The sequence below is a fragment of the Xanthomonas arboricola genome, from assembly GCF_003353015.1.
GTDB classification, from domain to species: Bacteria; Pseudomonadota; Gammaproteobacteria; order Xanthomonadales; family Xanthomonadaceae; genus Xanthomonas; species Xanthomonas arboricola_E.
The window spans coordinates 581,693-597,744 of the sequence record NZ_QREM01000009.1; the positions used below are offsets into that span (position 1 = coordinate 581,693).

The window sequence follows — 16,052 nt, forward strand, 5'->3', positions numbered from 1 at the left end:
CGTTATTCGTTAGCGCCGGCGCTTTGGCCGACGCAACGTTTGCTGTCCGAAAAGACGGGATTCGGGAATCGGGATTTGGGAATCGCAACAGCACGATCAACACCGCATCTCGAATGACCGGCCTCTATATTTTTGATAACCCGCACATGGATGTGCGGGCTCTTGATGAGGGACTCACACAAAGCCGTACGGGCTGTTGCGCGGGACTCACATCAACGACTCGATTAAACGTCGTGGTTGTCCGTGTACGGGATCAGCGCCAGGAAACGCGAGCGCTTGACGGCCGTGGCCAGCTGACGCTGGTACTTGGACTTGGTGCCGGTCACGCGGCTCGGCACGATCTTGCCGTTCTCGGTGAGGTACTGACGCAGGGTGTTGAGATCCTTGTAGTCGATCTCCTTGACGCCCTCGGCGGTGAACTTGCAGAACTTGCGACGACGGAAGAACTTGGACATGACAGCGCTCCTTAAGCGGCTTCGGCGTTGTCGCCGTCGGTATCGGTGGCGGCAGGTGCAGCATCGCCCTCATCGTCGTCACGACGACGACGCTCGCTACGCTCGGGCTTGTCGCCCTTCTCGTCCTTGCTCTTCATGATCAGCGACTGCTCGGTGTCCGGGCCGTCGCGCTTGACGACCAGGTGACGCAGCACCGCATCGTTGAAGCGGAAGCTCTCCACCAGCTCGCTCAGCACGGCCTGGTCGACTTCGATGTTGAGCAGCACGTAGTGCGCCTTCACCAGGTTCTGGATCGGGTAGGCCAGCTGACGACGGCCCCAGTCTTCCAGACGGTGGATGGTGCCGTTACCGCCCTCGATGAGCGACTTGTAGCGCTCGATCATGGCCGGGACCTGCTCGCTCTGATCCGGGTGGACCAGGAACACGACTTCGTAATGACGACTCATGTTGTATTACCTTTCGGATGTGGCCACGTGGGCCGGACAGCTCCCCGGTGACCCGCGCGACGCGGCCGGTGGAGCAAGGGTTCCCGCCCGGAACCGGGCAGGAAGCAGGAAAGTATGGCAGTTCAGGCGCTTAGCCGCAACCGGGCCGGGCCAGCGGCCGAGCCGACGAACAGGACATCTGCGCGGCGACTGCTTGAGCCCCTCTCCCGCCGGTAGAGGGGTTGGGGTGAGGGTTAGCGGCGAAGCCACTCGTGACGCCTCACCGCGCGAGGCTTCGCCCGTACCCTCATCCGCCCTTCGGGCACCTTCTCCCGCAGGGAGAAGCGACAGCGCGCACCAGCGGACTCAGCGATGCTCGGCTTCGGTCGTGAAGCTCTCGCCGCAGCCGCATTCGGCAGTCGCATTGGGATTGTTGAACGTGAAAGTCTCGCTGAGGCCGTGCTTGCCGAAATCGATGCAGGTGCCATCGACCAGCGGCAGGCTGACCGGATCGACGAAGATGCGCACCCCCTGCTGCTCGAATACCGCATCGTCGTCGCGCTTCTCGCGCGCCAGGTCGGTGACATGGCCCCAGCCCGAGCAGCCGGTCTTGGTCACGCCAAAGCGCAGACCCAGCGTCCCCGGGGTCTGCTGCACGAAACGCTGCACGCGCTCCAGCGCGGCGGGGGTGAGGCTGATGGCCATGGGAGATGCTCCGGAAACGAGGGTGAAACACTGGCGGCAAGTATAGCGAGGCTGCGAGAACCTAAGGACTGCACCCGCCGATACGACCTGTTCCCCAGATGGGGCCATGCCCCGCCTCCGACAAGCACGACCACCCGCGACGGTTCAGATGCTCGCGCCAGCGCGCCCGCAGCCAGTAAACTCGCAGACCATTCAAAGTCGCTACGGCGAGGACAAGTCATGACGGTGGTCAGCGTTGAACATGCGCTTGCGGGGAAACTCCCGGAAGGCGGCGAAGTCACGGTACGGGGGTGGGTGCGCACGCTGCGCGGATCTGCCGGACTGGCCTTCATCAACGTGACCGATGGCTCGTGCTTCGCCCCGATCCAGGTGGTGGCCAACGACACCCTGCCCAACTTCGACGAGATCAAGCGCCTGACCAGCGGCTGCTCGCTGATCGCCAGGGGCGTGCTGGTGAAGTCGCAGGGCAAGGGCCAGTCGTTCGAGATCCAGGCCAGCGGCGTGGAGATCGTCGGCTGGGTCGAGGACCCGCTGACCTACCCGATCCAGCCCAAGCCGATGTCGCCGGAGTTCCTGCGTGAAGTGGCGCACCTGCGCCCGCGCACCAACCTGTTCGGCGCGGTCACCCGCATCCGCAACTGCCTGGCGCAGGCGGTGCACCGCTTCTTCCACCAGAACGGCTTCAACTGGATCAGCACCCCGATCATCACCACCTCCGACGCCGAAGGCGCCGGGCAGATGTTCCGCGTCTCCACGCTGGACATGGTGAACCTGCCGCGCGATGCCAGCGGTGCGGTGGATTTCAGCCGCGACTTCTTCGGCAAGGAAACCTTCCTGACCGTGTCCGGCCAGCTCAACGTGGAGGCGTACTGCCTGGCGCTGAGCAAGGTCTACACCTTCGGCCCCACCTTCCGCGCCGAGAACAGCCATACCACGCGCCATCTGGCCGAGTTCTGGATGATCGAGCCGGAAATCGCCTTCGCCGACCTGGCCGAAGACGCGCGCCTGGCCGAACAGTTCCTCAAGTACCTGTTCCGCGCGGTGCTGGACGAGCGTGGCGACGACCTGGCCTTCCTGGCCGAGCGCGTGGACAAGAACGCGATTGCCAAACTGGAGGCCTTCATCAATGCGCCGTTCGAGCAGATCGACTACACCGAGGCGGTGAAGCTGCTGCAGAACTCGGGCAAGAAGTTCGACTTCCCGGTCGAATGGGGCCTGGACCTGCAGACCGAGCACGAGCGCTGGCTGACCGAGGAACATATCGGCCGCCCGGTGGTGGTGACCAACTACCCCGAGCACATCAAGGCCTTCTACATGCGCCTGAACGACGACGGCAAGACCGTCGCGGCGATGGACGTGCTGGCGCCGGGCATCGGCGAGATCATCGGCGGCAGCCAGCGCGAAGAGCGCCTGGACGTGCTCGATGCACGCATGGCGCAGTTCGGACTGGACCAGGAGCACTACGGCTGGTACCGCGATTTCCGTCGCTACGGCTCGGTGCCGCACGCCGGCTTCGGCTTGGGCTTCGAGCGCCTGGTGGTCTACGTGTGCGGGCTGAGCAATATCCGCGACGCCATCCCCTACCCGCGCGCGCCGGGCAGCGCCGAGTTCTGAGGTGAGCCTGCTGGTCGCCGCCACGCTGCAGTTGCTGGCCTTCGCGGTGGCGTTGCTGGGCGCCGGCATCGCCGGCGCACGCGGCGTCCGGCTGGCGCAGCTGGCAGCCGCACATCCGGGCGCAAGCGCGTGGTGGCAAGGTGACGCGGCGCGCAGGGCGATCATCCATGCCGTGCGTCCGTTATGGTGGACCATCGCTGCGCTGGTGATCGGCGCAGCACTTCCCCAACTCGCACTGATGCTGGCGGGCACATGACCCTGTTCTTCGCACTGTGTTTTGTCGGCGTCGCCGTTGCCGGGCTCACCGCCCTGCTGATCTTCTGGCCACTGACGCTGGTACACCTGCGCGACCGCCATCCCGAGGCGCTGGCCAGCTTCGGCGATCCGGCCTTCCTCAGTCCCGCGGCACTGCGCTGGTTGCTGGCGCGGCGCTACCGCGGCCATCGCGACAGTGCGCTGTCCGGGCTGGCCACACCCGCCTGGCTGTCGCTGCTGACCCTCTTCTTCGGCCTGGGCATGGCGGCCCTGCTCGGCCTGCTCTCCAAGGTAATGCCATGAATCCACAGCACGACACCGCACATGACGACCACGACTCCTGGTGGCTGGCCACGATCGGCCGCACGCTGATCTGGGCGCGCCTGCGCGTCAAGCAGGCCGGCACCGCCGAAGTCCTGGACAGCGACGGCAAGCTCCTGCCCTACGACAGCGAAGACAGCGCCCGTGCGGCCTTGTTCGATGCCGAATTCGTCGCGCTCGACGGGCTGGACGAGGAAGACGCGCTGATGCGTGGCTTCTCGCTCCACGAGGTGTCGCCGCCGCGTGGCGACGACGATGCGGACCTGCGCGAACGCATGGTGCTGACTCTGGGCGGCCGCGCCTGACATGTATGCCCCGCGCGCGTTTGCGCAGACCGATCTGGCCCTGCTGGACTGGCTGATCGCGCGCGACCCGTTCGTCACCCTGATCAGCCAGGGCGAGGACGGACAGCCGGCGATCTCGCATCTGCCGGTGCTGTACCGACGCGACGCGCAGGCAGTGGTCATCGAAGGCCACTGGGCGCGCCCCAATCCGCAGGCGCGCCAGCCAGGCGATGCGGTGATCGTGGTACAGGGCCCGCATGCCTACGTGTCGCCCGCCTGGTACCCGGACAAGGAAACGGCCGCACGTGTGCCGACCTGGAACTACGCCGTGGCGCATCTGCATGGACGTTGCGAGCAGGTGGGCGACGAGGCGGCACTGGGCGAGCTGATCGGCCGCATGAGTAAACACTTCGAACAGCGCATCGGCAGCGACTGGCTGTTCGAGATGGAGCGCGACAGCCACCGCCGCCAGTTGCGCGGCCTGGTCGGTTTCCGCTTCGTTCCCAGCCGCATCGAGCTGACCTTCAAGCTCAGCCAGAATCATCCGGCCGGTAATGTCGCTGCCGTGAGCGATGCATTGCAGCAACAGGCGTCCGCCGACTCCCGCGAGCTGGCATCGCTGATGCGCGATGCCCTGCAGGTACGCGATGGCGCAGCATGAGCGGTGCCGTACAGCATCGATTTGCGCATCACTGCCTTTCGCTCATCTGTCGATCACACACTGCCCTTCGTCCTCTGGAATACTGCCCCCATGAACGAGCTCAACCATTTGCTTGAAAACAACCGTGCCTGGTCCGAACGCATCCGTCGCGAGGACCCGGAATTCTTCTCCAAGCTGTCCACCCAGCAAACGCCCGAGTACCTGTGGATCGGCTGCTCGGACTCGCGCGTGCCGGCCAACCAGATCATCGACATGGCGCCGGGCGAGGTGTTCGTCCATCGCAACATCGCCAACGTGGTGGTGCACACCGATCTGAACTGCCTGTCGGTGATCCAGTTCGCCGTCGACGTGCTCAAGGTCAAGCACATCCTGGTGGTCGGCCATTACGGCTGCGGCGGCGTGTTTGCCAGCCTGACCCAGAAGCGCATGGGCCTGGTCGACAACTGGATCCGCCACGTCACCGATGTGGCCGACAAGCACGAGGCCTGCCTGCACGATGCGGGCGACCTGCCGCTCCAGCATGCACGCCTGTGCGAGCTCAATGTGCTCGAGCAGGTGGTCAATGTCTGCCGCACCACCATCGTGCGCGATGCCTGGGAGCGCGGCCAGGAACTGTGCGTGCATGGCTGGGTCTACAGCCTGCGCGACGGACATGCGCATGATCTGGGCATGTCGATCGACCGCCCCGAGCTGCTGCAGGAACGCTACGACGCCGCGCTGACGCAGATCCAGGCCGATCACGCCGAACGCTGAGCCGTACCCGCACGGCGGTCCACCGCGGCGCCCATCGGCGCCGTCGGTTGGCTATGCTGGACGTCTTCTTTGCCGAGGAACGTCGATGCTGGTCCCGCCGATCAACCTGCATGCCTGGATCGAGCAACACCGCCACCTGCTCAAGCCGCCGGTAGGCAATAAATGCATCCAGCAGGACGGCTTCATCATCATGATCGTCGGCGGGCCGAATGCCCGCACCGACTATCACTACGACGAAGGCCCGGAGTGGTTCTTCCAGCTCGAAGGCGAGATGGTGCTGAAGGTGCAGGACGACGGCGTGGCACGCGATATCCCGATCCGCGCCGGCGAGATCTTCCTGCTGCCGCCCAGGGTGCCGCATTCGCCGCAACGCGCGGCCGGCTCGATCGGCCTGGTGATCGAACGCGAACGCCTGCCCGACGAGCAGGACGGCCTGCAGTGGTATTGCCCGCAGTGCAATCACAAGCTGTACGAGGCGATGTTTCCGCTGCAGGACATCGAAACCGATTTTCCGCCGGTGTTCGATCATTTCTACCGTTCGCTCGCGCTGCGCACCTGCACCCAATGCGGGCATCTGCACCCTGCGCCGGAGCGCTATGCCGCTGTCGAGGCATGAGCGGGCGATGGCGCGTGACACTGCCGGGCACGCCTTGCGCAGGTGTTCGAGCCCCTTCGCTCGGCGGCTGGTCGTGCGCGCCACCGCAGTATCGCAATGCCGCGCAATGCAATGACGACGCAGCTGTGCGCCTCGCGCTGTGTTTCGACCGCGTGCACGAGCGGCGGCCACACTGCGTATCCGCGTTGAACCCCATGCCATGCTGCGCTCGCTGATCGACCTCAAACCGCGCGATGTGCCGCTGCGCGTCGCGCTGCGCAACACCGCCGCGGTGGTGCTGCCGCTGGCGGTCGGCGTGGCCACCGGGCATGTCGCCGCCGGCCTGGCCGTGTGTACCGGCGCGCTCAACACCATGTTCACCGACCAGCCCGGCCCGTACCGCGCGCGCCTGCAACGCATGCTGATGGCCGCGCTGGCAGCCGGCCTGGCCGCGTTGCTCGGCATCTGGGTCGGCCACGACACCCCGGCCCTGGTGATCGCCGGGCTGCTGCTCGGCCTGGGCGGCGGCTTGCTGGTGGCGCTCGGCCCGGTGGCGGCGCGCGTGGGGCTGACCAGCATGATCCTGCTGGTGGTCAGCGCCGACATGCGCTTGCCGGTGCAGCAGGCAGCGGGTGTGGCGACGTTGATCTTTGCCGGCGGCCTGCTGCAGGTGGTGCTGGCCTTGGCCGCCTGGCCGCTGCAACGCTATCGCCCGGAGCGCTTCGCGCTGGCGGACCTGATGCGTCAACTGGCCGGCATCGCGCGCCAGCGTCCGGAAGCCAGCGCCCCGCCACCGGCCACCCAGGAAGTGCTCGATGCGATGGTGATGCTGCATGGCGAGCACCGCTCGCGCGCGATCGCCGTGCAGAGTTTCCGCATCATTGCCGAGCTGTGCGAGCGCGTGCGGCTGGAGCTGCTGTCGCTGGCCGATGTCGACACCCGCCTGACCGAGTCGCAGGCGCGCCCGGCGATCGAGCGCGTGCTCGAACGCAGCGCCATCGTGCTGGAACAGCTCGCGCATGCGATGACGGTGGGCGAAGACCCGCTCGCCGCCACTGCCTCGATGACCGGCTTCGACGACCTGGTCGCCGCGCTGGCGCAGTTCCAGCACGACAACGCCGACACCCGCGAGCGCCGGCTGGTGCGGGTGGCGGTGGCGCGCGCGCAAGGCCTGGGCGGCCAGCTGCGCGCGCTGATCCGCAACGCGCATTGGGCCAGCAGCCGTGGCGAAATCCAGGCGCAGCTGGCCGAAGCGCGCCTGCCGGCGGCGCTGCGGCCCGCCGCGACCTGGGCCACGCTGCGCGCGAACCTGGATCTGTCCTCGGTGGCGTTCCGGCATGCCTTGCGCTGCGGCGTCTGCCTGGCGCTGGCGATCGCCTTCCAGCGCTGGCAGCAGATCCCGCACGGCTTCTGGATTCCGATGACCACCGCGATCGTGCTCAAGCCGGATTTCGGCGGCACCTTCAGCTTCGGCGCCCTGCGCGTGGCCGGCACCTTCGTCGGCCTGCTGGTGGCGACCTTGCTGGCGCATCTGGCGATGGATGGCGCCAGCGTCCGCCTGGCGTTGCTGGCGCTGTTCTGCCTGGGTTTCCGCCTGCTGACCCAGGTGAACTACGGCATCGGCGTGGCGTTCCTGACCGGCATGCTGGTGCTGCTGCTGTCCTTCGAAGGCGTGGCACCGGGCGAGGCCGTCGGTGCGCGCCTGCAGGCGACGGTGGCCGGCAGCGCCTGGGCGTTGATCGCCTACGCGCTATGGCCCACGCGCGAGCGCCGGCACATCCGCGCCTCGCTGGCGCAGCTGCTCAGCGCCTACCGCGATCATCTGCGCACCCTGTTGCTCGGCAGGATGGAGGACCTGGGCGACACCCGCGCTGCCGCACGCGTGGCGCGCACCAATGCGCAGGCTTCGATCGAACGGCTGCGCGGCGAGCCGCGCAGCCGGCGCAACCTGCACGAACTCAAGCTCGCCGAGTCGTTGCTGGCCAACGGCAACCGGCTGATCCGCGCCACCTTGTCGCTGGAAGCGGTGCTGCGCGACGGCCATCCGCTGCCTGCGCTGGACGCGCTGCCGGCGTTCGCGCAACAGGCCGACCAGGCGCTGTCCGAGCTGATCGCCTGCCTGCGCGACGGCGGCATTCCCGCCGCGGCCACCTTGCGCAGCGCAGAGCGCCAGCTGTCCGATGCATTGGCGGCCCTGCCCGACGGCTCGCCGGCCACCGCCGCACTGGCCGACACCATCGACCGCATCACCGACAGCATCGGCACGTTGACGCATCTGCTGCGCCCTGCCCGGCCAGCCGCGACCACCGCCGCGCCCGACGCACCGGCCGCGCATGACGGCGTACACGGTGCCGGCGGGTAAACTGCGCCACTGACCTGCGTTGCGAGCCGTGATCATGACCGACCTGCTGTCCCGCGCCCATGCCGTTGCACTGGACGCCGCCGACCCGCTGCGCCAGCTGCGCGATGACTTCATCTTCCCGCAGCATGCCGGCCAGGATCAGACCTATTTCGTCGGCAACTCGCTGGGCCTGCAGCCACGCACCGCACGCGCGATGGTGGCCGAGGTGCTCGACCAGTGGGGCGCGCTCGCGGTGGAGGGCCACTTCACCGGTCCCACCCAGTGGCTGACCTATCACCAGCTGGTGCGCGATGGGCTGGCCCGGGTGGTCGGCGCGCTGCCGGGCGAAGTGGTGGCGATGAACACGCTGAGCGTCAACCTGCACCTGATGATGGCCAGCTTCTACCGTCCAACGCCCGAGCGCGGCGCGATCCTGATCGAAGCCGGCGCGTTTCCGTCCGACCGCCATGCGGTGGAATCGCAACTGCGCCTGCACGGGCTGGATCCGGCCACGCAGCTGATCGAAGTGGAAGCCGACCAGCCCAATGGCACGCTGTCGATGGCAGCGATTGCCGATGCCATCGCCCGGCATGGTCCGCGGCTGGCGCTGGTGCTGTGGCCCGGCATCCAGTACCGCACCGGCCAGGCCTTCGACCTGGGCGAAATCGTGCGGCTGGCACACGCACAGGGCGCGACGGTGGGTTTCGATCTGGCGCATGCGGTGGGCAATATCGCGCTGACCCTGCACGACGACGACGTGGATTTCGCGGTCTGGTGCCACTACAAGTATCTCAATGCCGGCCCCGGCGCGGTGGGCGGCTGTTTCGTGCACGAACGCCATGCCAACAGCAACCTGCCGCGCATGGCCGGCTGGTGGGGACACGAGCAGCAGACCCGCTTCCGCATGGATCCGCAGTTCGTGCCCTCGCCTGGGGCCGAAGGCTGGCAGCTGAGCAATCCGCCGGTGCTGGCGCTGGCGCCGCTGCGTGCATCGCTGCAGCTGTTCGACCAGGCCGGCATGGCGGCGCTGCGCGCCAAGTCCGAACAGCTCACCGGCCATCTGGAACAGCTGATCCACGCCCGCGTGCCGCAGGTGCTGCAGATCGTCACCCCGTCCGCGCCGGCGCAGCGTGGCTGCCAGCTGTCGTTGCGGGTGGCCGGTGGCCGCGCGCAGGGGCGCTCGCTGTTCGAGTATCTGCAGTCGGTCGGCGTGCTCGGCGACTGGCGCGAACCGGACGTGATCCGCATCGCACCGGTGCCGCTGTACAACCGCTTCTGCGACCTGCACCAGTTGGTCGAGCACGTGGAAACCTGGGCCGCCGCCTGAGCACATACGGCACGGACTGTGCCAGCCAACAGCGCCGCGCGTGAGCCGGAAGCGGCACCCGCGCACGTACACTCCGAACCCGCACCCGGCCGACCGCAGCAGGTGCCGCTGCCAGCCACTCTCCTTCCTCCCTCTTGGCCGGCACTTGCGTCCGGCCGCTGCCGGATACCGCATTGAGCGCAGTCTCTCCCCGTTCCCTGACCCTGATCGGCGCTGGCCTGGCCGGTTGCCTGCTGGCCATCCTGTTGTCGCGCCGCGGCTGGCAGGTCACCGTCTACGAGCGCCGCGGCGACCCGCGCATCAAGGGCTACGAGTCCGGCCGCTCGATCAACCTGGCGCTGGCCGAACGCGGCCGCCATGCGCTGCGCCAGGCCGGTGCCGACGACGCGGTCATGGCCAAGGCGGTGATGATGCGCGGGCGCATGGTGCACCCGCTGCACGCGCAGCCGCAGCTGCAGCGCTACGGGCGCGACGACAGCGAAGTGATCTGGTCGATCCACCGCGCCGCGTTGAACATCGCGCTGCTGGATCTGGCCGAACAGGCCGGCGCACGCGTGCACTTCTACCGCCGCCTGCATACGGTGGACTTCGACGCCGGCTATGCGCGCTTCATCGACGACCGCGACGACCAGCCGCACGAAATCCATTTCCAGAGCCTGATCGGCAGCGATGGCGCCGGCTCGGCATTGCGCGCGGCGATGCAGCGCAAATCGCCGCTGGGCGAGCGCACCGAATTTCTCGATCACTCCTACAAGGAGCTGGAAATCCCGCCGTTGCCCGGCGGCGGGTTCCGCATCGAAGGCAACGCCCTGCATATCTGGCCGCGCGGGCGCTACATGTGCATCGCGCTGCCCAACGACGGCGGCACCTTCACCGTCACGCTGTTTCTGCCCAACGCCGGCGAACCCAGCTTTGCCACCACCCGCAACGGCGACGAGGCGCTGGCCCTGTTCGCGCGGGATTTTCCCGATGCGCTGCCGCTGATTCCTCAGCTCAAGGAGCATTGGGAAGAACATCCGCCCGGCCTGCTCGGCACCCTGACGCTGGACCGCTGGCATCTGGACGGCCGCGCCCTGCTGATCGGCGACGCCGCGCACGCGATGGTGCCGTTCCACGGCCAGGGCATGAATTGCGCGTTCGAAGATTGCGTGGCGCTGGCAGAGCAGCTGGACGCGCACCACGATCTGGAAACTGCGTTTGCCGCATTCCAGGCTGCACGCCATGAGGATGCCGCGGCGATCCAGCAGATGGCGCTGGAAAACTATCTGGAGATGCGCGACCGCGTCGACGATCCCGACTTCCTGCTGCAGCGCGCGCTCGAACAGCAACTGCAGGCACGCTGGCCCACCCGTTTCGTGCCGCATTACACGATGGTGACCTTCCTGCGCACGCGCTATTCGATCGCCCTGGCGCGCAGCGAGATCCAGCGCCAGATCCTGGTCGAGGCCACACGCGGGCACAGCGACCTGTCGCGCATCGACTGGGCGGCACTGGAAGCGGTCGTGCATGCGCGCCTGCAACCGCTGGAAGGCGCGCACTGATCAAGCTGCACAGGCCGGCGTCAGCGGGCCGGCGCGCGGATAAGAGATACTAGGCAGCACTGGCGGCGCCCTCCGCAGCGCGCCGCGGATCTGGATGTGATACGGCATGCCTGACAGCTTTCTCTTCTACGACCTGGAAACCTTCGGCCAGGATCCGCGCCGCACGCGCATCGCGCAGTTCGCCGCGGTGCGCACCGATGCGCAGCTGCGCGTGATCGAGGAACCGATCAGTTTCTACGTGCAGCCGGCCGACGACCTGCTGCCCTCCCCGTACGCGACCATGGTCACCGGCATCACCCCGCAACACGCACTGCGCGAAGGCGTGAGCGAGGCCGAAGCGTTCGCGCGCATCTCTGAGCAGATGAGCCGGCCGCAGACCTGCACGCTGGGCTACAACTCGATCCGCTTCGACGACGAGTTCGTGCGCTGCGGGCTGTTCCGCAATTTCTACGACCCGTACGAGCGCGAGTGGCGCGGCGGCAATTCGCGCTGGGACCTGCTCGACGTGTTGCGGCTGGTGCATGCGCTGCGCCCGGACGGCATCGTCTGGCCGCAGCGCGAAGACGGCGCCACCTCGTTCAAGCTCGAACACCTGGCCGATGCCAACGCAGTGCGCGAAGGCGACGCGCACGAGGCGCTGTCGGACGTGTACGCCACCATCGGCATGGCGCGCAGGTTCCAGCAGCATCAACCCAAGTTGTGGGACTACGCGCTGCGCCTGCGCGACAAGCGCTTTGCGGCGACGCTGCTGGACGTCATCGCGATGCAGCCGGTGCTGCATGTCTCGCAGCGCTATCCCGCCTCGCGCATGTGCGCTGCCGCAGTGCTGCCATTGACGCGCCATCCACGCATCGACAGCCGCGTGATCGTGTTTGATCTGGAAGGCGATCCTGACGTGCTGTTGCGCCTGAGCCCCGACGAGATCGCCGACCGGCTGTATATCCGCGCCGCCGACCTGCCCGAAGGCGAGCAGCGCATTCCGCTCAAGGAAGTGCACGTGAACAAGTCGCCGGCGCTGGTGGCCTGGCAGCATCTGCGCGCGGCGGACTTCCAGCGCCTGGGCATCGACCACGACGCGGTGCTGGCCAAGGCTGCACGCCTGCGCGCGCTCGGCCCCGAACTGGCCGAAAAAGTGCGCCAGGTGTACGGCAACGAACGCGCTGCGGCGCCGGCGGTCAACGATGCCGATGCCTCGCTGTATGACGGCTTCCTGGCCGAAGGCGACAAACGCCTGCTGGCGCAGGTGCGCGCCAGTGCGCCGGCCGAGCTGGGCGCGCTGGAAGCGCGCTTTCGTGACCCGCGCCTGGTCGAGTTGCTGTTCCGCTACCGCGCGCGCAACTGGCCGCAGACCTTGTCGTTCGACGAGCAGGAACGCTGGAACGTCTACCGCCGCCAGCGCCTGCTCGAAGACCGTGGCCTGGGCGAAGTCACGCTCGAGCAGTTCCATGCACAGATTGCGGATTTACGGCTTGCTCACCCGGACGATGCTACCAAGCAGTCCCTGCTCGACCAGCTCGCCGCCTGGGGTCTGGACCTCCAACGCACGCTATGACCACCTATTTTTCCGACGCCAGTTTCAAGTTCCTGCGCGCCCTGGCGCGCCACAACGACAAGACCTGGTTCAACGACCACCGGCATCAGTACGAGGCGCATGTGCGCCAGCCGTTCCTGCAGTTGATCACCGACCTGCAGCCCGCGCTGGCACAGGTCAGCGAGCACTATCGCGCCGACCCCAAGACCCAGGGTGGCTCGCTGTTTCGCATCTACCGCGATGCGCGTTTTTCCAACGACAAATCGCCGTACAAGAACTGGCAAGGCGCGCGCCTGTTCCATGAGCGCCGCCGCCAGGTGCCGGCGCCGTCGTTCTACCTCCATCTGCAGCCGGGCGAGAGTTTCGTCGGTGCGGGGCTGTGGCATCCGGAGCCGGACACCCAGCGCAAGCTGCGCCAGTTCATCTTCGACAATCCGGCCAACTGGAAAGCGGCCGCCTACGAGCCAAAACTACGCCGCAAGTTCGCGTTGGACGACAGCGAGAAACTGGTGCGTGCGCCGCGCGGCTTTCCCAACGATTTCGAGTTCATCGACGACCTCAAGCATCGCAACTGGGCGTACCTGCGTCCTCTCGACGATGCCATCATGACCGGCCCGCGCCTGCGCCAGACCATCGAGGCGGACCTGGTGGTATTGGCGCCGTTTGTCGATTACCTGTGCGCCGCGCTGGATCTGGAATTCTGATGCATCGCACGGCGCCGACGGCAATCGACGCTGCGCAGGCGATCGTCGTGCCACGGCGATTTCCCGCTGCGCGGTGCCATGCCTCGATGCGCCTGGTGCAAACGACGGCAATGGACTGCACGCCATGAAGAAACGCTGGTTGCTGCTGCCTGTGCTGGCCGTGCTGCTGCTGGCCAGCTATGTGGTTGCCGGCCCGTATCTGGCCATCCGCGGCATCAGCGAGGCAGTCGCCAGCCGCAACGCCGCGCAGCTGGAACGCCATGTGGACTTCCCCAGCCTGCGGGTCAACCTCAAGGCGCAGCTGGACGATTACCTGATCCGCCAGGCCGGCAGCAGCATGCAATCAAGCCTGCTGGGCGGATTCGCCCTGCAGCTTGCCAGCGGCATCAGCGGCGCCGGCGTGGACACGCTGGTGACCCCGCTGGGCATCGGCGCGTTGCTGCAAGGCCATAGCGTGTGGAATCGCGTCACCGGCACCACCGTCAGCCCGGATACCTATGCGGCGCCGGCGCCGGCGCGTCCGCTGCAAGGCGCGCAGCAGCGCTTCGAATCCACTCGCCGCTTTACCGCCACCACCCGCACCGCAGCCGGCGCGCCGGTGGTGTTCGTGCTGACCCGGCAGGGCCTGCGCTGGCGCTTGACCGATATCCGGCTGCCGCTCGCCGATGCAGGCAATCCGCCCAACCCTTAACGATGCGCTTGCGCACGATGTCGAGGCTTTACCGTCGCCGGCTGAGACGACTTCCACGCCGCGCGGATACCAGGCCGCGCACGCAGACCGCGCTTACGAAAACCGCCAGGCCCGCTCCATCCACGCCGCCTGCAGCCGCAACATCGACGGCCGCAGCTGCCGGCGTGCCGACCACGGCAGCGCCGCCAACGCCTGCTCCGCAGTGCCCGGCGTGCGCTTGCCGTTCCAGGCGTAGAGCAGCTGGTTGCGCGGGTCCGGCTCGGGCACCAGCAGCACCTGCCCCTCGAACACCTCGCGCAGCGCGGCCAGATGTCCGGCCAGCGGCACCTGGAACAGGTTCAACACCAGCACACCGCTTGGCGTCAGCGCAGCGCGACACTCGGCGTAGAACGCAGGCGTGCACAACGCCGGTGGAATGCCATCGGCATCGTAGGCATCCAGCAGCAACAGGTCGTAGCGCCCGGCACGCGTGCCGATCCACTGCGCACCATCGCCGTGGGTGACCTCCAGCCGCGCATCGTCGCGTGGCACGCCGAATGCGTCGCGCAAGGCCAGTACCTGCGCATCGGCGTCCACCGCTTCGATGCGCGAGCTGCGCAGATAACGGTGGCAGAACTTGGCCTGCGCGCCGCCGCCGAAGCCGATCAGGCCGATGCGCTCCGGCTGGGGCTGCAACCACAGTGCCGCCAGCATGCCGCGCGTATACGGCAGCATCAGCCGGTACGGTGCCCAGCGCGACATGCAGGTCTGCACGGCGTCGTCGGAGAAATACAGCTCCAGTTGGCGCCAGCTGGAGCGCAGCGCGGCGCGTCCAGACGGCGTCGGTGCCTGGCTCACCTCGCTCACCTGCCCGGCGGATCGTTGGCCACGCCATGCGGCACGTGGCCGGCCGCCACATGCTGGTGCTGGCGCGCACTGTCGATGTTGTGCTGCGAATCGTCGAAGAAGATATCCGCGCCGAACGCCTCCAGGAACGGCCCCTTGTGGCGCCCGCCGAGGAACAGCGCCTCGTCCAGGCGCACGCCCCATTCGCGCAGGGTGCGGATCACCCGCTCGTGCGCCGGCGCCGAGCGCGCGGTGACCAGCGCAGTGCGGATCGGCGAGGCCTCGCCGGGCGGGAATGCCGCCTGCAGCGCATGCAGCGCCGACAGGAAATTGCGGAACGGCCCGACCGACAACGGCTCGCGCGCACGTTCGCGCTCGTGGCGCCCGAACGCCTCCACGCCCTGCTCGCGCGAGATGCGTTCGCTCTCGTCGCCGAAGATCACCGCATCGCCGTCGAAGGCGATGCGCAGCTGCGTCGGCAGCCGGCTTTCGTCGTTGTCCACGATCGCCGCGGCGGCCTCGGCGCGTTCGCCCGGCGCACGCGGCATGATGGTCGCCGCCGCGATGCCATGGGTGAGCGCACGCCGCACCGATTCCGGATTGGCCGACAGGAACAGATCGGTGCCGAACGGCTTCACGTACGGCCAGGTCGGCTGGCCCGAGGTGAAGGTCGCCCGCACGATGCCCAGGTTGTAGTGCTGGATCGAATTGAAGATGCGCAGCCCGGTATCGGCGGAATTGCGCGACAGCAGGATCACTTCCACGCGCGGGGTTTCCTCCGGCACATCATGGTTGAGCGCCAGCAGCTTGCGCACCACCGGAAACGCCACGCCCGGCTGCAGGATGTCGTCCTCGTGCTCGCGCTGGAACGCCGAATACGCCTCCACGCCATCGGCCTCGAACAGCGCATGGCCTTCTTCGAGATCGAACAGCGCGCGCGAGGTCACTGCGACGGTCAGGAGTCTTGGGGAGTTGTCAGCCATTTGGGTGCCGGGATTCGGGAGTGGGGATTCGGGATTGGTCA

Annotated in this window: 18 protein-coding genes; 13 read left to right on the top strand and 5 right to left on the bottom strand. The window is 67.5% G+C overall.

Annotation, left to right across the window (positions count from 1 at the left end):
• Positions 1-224: 224 nt before the first annotated feature.
• The 3 genes from rpsR to C0541_RS13135 all read right to left on the bottom strand — a co-directional run bounded on the left by rpsR (position 225) and on the right by C0541_RS13135 (position 1,585).
• Positions 225-455, bottom strand: a complete 231-nt coding sequence (gene rpsR, locus C0541_RS13125) for a 30S ribosomal protein S18 (protein WP_005991243.1) — start codon at positions 453-455, stop codon at positions 225-227.
• 11 nt (positions 456-466) lie between these two features.
• Positions 467-901: a 30S ribosomal protein S6 gene (gene rpsF, locus C0541_RS13130; protein WP_006451585.1), complete on the bottom strand. Its 435-nt coding sequence runs from the start codon at positions 899-901 to the stop codon at positions 467-469.
• Positions 902-1,246: 345 nt separating this feature from the next.
• Positions 1,247-1,585 (bottom strand): HesB/IscA family protein, encoded by a 339-nt coding sequence (locus C0541_RS13135; RefSeq protein ID WP_115048965.1) that lies wholly within the window; start codon positions 1,583-1,585, stop codon positions 1,247-1,249.
• A gap of 219 nt (positions 1,586-1,804) precedes the next feature.
• Here C0541_RS13135 and asnS point away from each other — a divergent pair, with 219 nt between their 5' ends.
• From asnS to C0541_RS13200, 13 genes are all read left to right on the top strand, one after another.
• The gene (gene asnS, locus C0541_RS13140) at positions 1,805-3,199 is read left to right on the top strand and encodes an asparagine--tRNA ligase (protein WP_115048967.1); all 1,395 of its coding nucleotides are present in this window, start codon (positions 1,805-1,807) and stop codon (positions 3,197-3,199) included.
• Between the two features lies 1 nt (position 3,200).
• A complete protein-coding gene (locus tag C0541_RS13145) occupies positions 3,201-3,455 on the top strand; it encodes a hypothetical protein (RefSeq protein WP_115048970.1) in 255 nt (84 codons plus the stop codon).
• Positions 3,452-3,757, top strand: a complete 306-nt coding sequence (locus C0541_RS13150) for a hypothetical protein (protein ID WP_115048971.1) — start codon at positions 3,452-3,454, stop codon at positions 3,755-3,757. Before C0541_RS13145 ends, C0541_RS13150 begins: the two co-directional genes overlap by 4 nt.
• Entirely contained in the window at positions 3,754-4,080 is a 327-nt protein-coding gene (locus tag C0541_RS13155; protein ID WP_115048973.1) for a hypothetical protein, read from the top strand. The genes C0541_RS13150 and C0541_RS13155 overlap by 4 nt, the downstream gene beginning before the upstream one ends.
• Position 4,081: 1 nt before the next feature.
• Entirely contained in the window at positions 4,082-4,720 is a 639-nt protein-coding gene (locus tag C0541_RS13160; RefSeq protein ID WP_115048976.1) for an FMN-binding negative transcriptional regulator, read from the top strand.
• Between the two features lie 90 nt (positions 4,721-4,810).
• Complete coding sequence (gene can, locus C0541_RS13165) at positions 4,811-5,473, top strand: carbonate dehydratase (protein WP_115048978.1); 663 nt, start codon at positions 4,811-4,813, stop codon at positions 5,471-5,473.
• 85 nt (positions 5,474-5,558) lie between these two features.
• On the top strand, positions 5,559-6,089 hold the full coding sequence (locus C0541_RS13170; protein ID WP_115048979.1) for a 3-hydroxyanthranilate 3,4-dioxygenase: 531 nt from the start codon (positions 5,559-5,561) through the stop codon (positions 6,087-6,089).
• 199 nt (positions 6,090-6,288) lie between these two features.
• Positions 6,289-8,430 carry an FUSC family protein gene (locus C0541_RS13175; protein ID WP_115048982.1) on the top strand — a complete coding sequence of 714 codons (2,142 nt, stop codon included), beginning with the start codon at positions 6,289-6,291 and terminating at the stop codon, positions 8,428-8,430.
• 34 nt (positions 8,431-8,464) lie between these two features.
• Positions 8,465-9,736 carry a kynureninase gene (gene kynU / locus C0541_RS13180; RefSeq protein WP_115048984.1) on the top strand — a complete coding sequence of 424 codons (1,272 nt, stop codon included), beginning with the start codon at positions 8,465-8,467 and terminating at the stop codon, positions 9,734-9,736.
• 173 nt (positions 9,737-9,909) lie between these two features.
• The gene (locus C0541_RS13185) at positions 9,910-11,277 is read left to right on the top strand and encodes an FAD-dependent oxidoreductase (protein ID WP_115050317.1); all 1,368 of its coding nucleotides are present in this window, start codon (positions 9,910-9,912) and stop codon (positions 11,275-11,277) included.
• Between the two features lie 106 nt (positions 11,278-11,383).
• Entirely contained in the window at positions 11,384-12,829 is a 1,446-nt protein-coding gene (gene sbcB / locus C0541_RS13190) for an exodeoxyribonuclease I (protein ID WP_115048986.1), read from the top strand.
• Positions 12,826-13,512: a DUF2461 domain-containing protein gene (locus tag C0541_RS13195; protein WP_115048988.1), complete on the top strand. Its 687-nt coding sequence runs from the start codon at positions 12,826-12,828 to the stop codon at positions 13,510-13,512. Before sbcB ends, C0541_RS13195 begins: the two co-directional genes overlap by 4 nt.
• A gap of 124 nt (positions 13,513-13,636) precedes the next feature.
• Positions 13,637-14,203: a DUF2939 domain-containing protein gene (locus C0541_RS13200; RefSeq protein ID WP_115048990.1), complete on the top strand. Its 567-nt coding sequence runs from the start codon at positions 13,637-13,639 to the stop codon at positions 14,201-14,203.
• A 93-nt stretch (positions 14,204-14,296) separates the two neighbouring features.
• Here the strand turns inward: C0541_RS13200 and C0541_RS13205 are convergent, their stop codons facing one another.
• Together C0541_RS13205 and C0541_RS13210 are read right to left on the bottom strand one after the other, a co-directional pair.
• Positions 14,297-15,040, bottom strand: coding sequence for a transferase (locus tag C0541_RS13205; protein WP_115050319.1), 744 nt, complete (start codon positions 15,038-15,040; stop codon positions 14,297-14,299).
• Positions 15,041-15,045: 5 nt separating this feature from the next.
• Positions 15,046-16,011: a 5'-nucleotidase gene (locus C0541_RS13210; protein WP_115048992.1), complete on the bottom strand. Its 966-nt coding sequence runs from the start codon at positions 16,009-16,011 to the stop codon at positions 15,046-15,048.
• Positions 16,012-16,052: the final 41 nt, after the last annotated feature.

Excerpts from the sequence above, each read along its gene's own strand:
- rpsR (WP_005991243.1), bottom strand. The coding sequence starts at position 455 with ATGTCCAAGTTCTTCCGTCGTCGCAAGTTCTGCAAGTTCACCGCCGAG.
- rpsF (WP_006451585.1), bottom strand. The coding sequence starts at position 901 with ATGAGTCGTCATTACGAAGTCGTGTTCCTGGTCCACCCGGATCAGAGC.
- C0541_RS13135 (WP_115048965.1), bottom strand. The coding sequence starts at position 1,585 with ATGGCCATCAGCCTCACCCCCGCCGCGCTGGAGCGCGTGCAGCGTTTC.
- asnS (WP_115048967.1), top strand. The coding sequence starts at position 1,805 with ATGACGGTGGTCAGCGTTGAACATGCGCTTGCGGGGAAACTCCCGGAA.
- C0541_RS13150 (WP_115048971.1), top strand. The coding sequence starts at position 3,452 with ATGACCCTGTTCTTCGCACTGTGTTTTGTCGGCGTCGCCGTTGCCGGG.
- C0541_RS13155 (WP_115048973.1), top strand. The coding sequence starts at position 3,754 with ATGAATCCACAGCACGACACCGCACATGACGACCACGACTCCTGGTGG.
- C0541_RS13160 (WP_115048976.1), top strand. The coding sequence starts at position 4,082 with ATGTATGCCCCGCGCGCGTTTGCGCAGACCGATCTGGCCCTGCTGGAC.
- can (WP_115048978.1), top strand. The coding sequence starts at position 4,811 with ATGAACGAGCTCAACCATTTGCTTGAAAACAACCGTGCCTGGTCCGAA.
- C0541_RS13170 (WP_115048979.1), top strand. The coding sequence starts at position 5,559 with ATGCTGGTCCCGCCGATCAACCTGCATGCCTGGATCGAGCAACACCGC.
- C0541_RS13175 (WP_115048982.1), top strand. The coding sequence starts at position 6,289 with ATGCTGCGCTCGCTGATCGACCTCAAACCGCGCGATGTGCCGCTGCGC.
- kynU (WP_115048984.1), top strand. The coding sequence starts at position 8,465 with ATGACCGACCTGCTGTCCCGCGCCCATGCCGTTGCACTGGACGCCGCC.
- sbcB (WP_115048986.1), top strand. The coding sequence starts at position 11,384 with ATGCCTGACAGCTTTCTCTTCTACGACCTGGAAACCTTCGGCCAGGAT.
- C0541_RS13195 (WP_115048988.1), top strand. The coding sequence starts at position 12,826 with ATGACCACCTATTTTTCCGACGCCAGTTTCAAGTTCCTGCGCGCCCTG.
- C0541_RS13200 (WP_115048990.1), top strand. The coding sequence starts at position 13,637 with ATGAAGAAACGCTGGTTGCTGCTGCCTGTGCTGGCCGTGCTGCTGCTG.
- C0541_RS13210 (WP_115048992.1), bottom strand. The coding sequence starts at position 16,011 with ATGGCTGACAACTCCCCAAGACTCCTGACCGTCGCAGTGACCTCGCGC.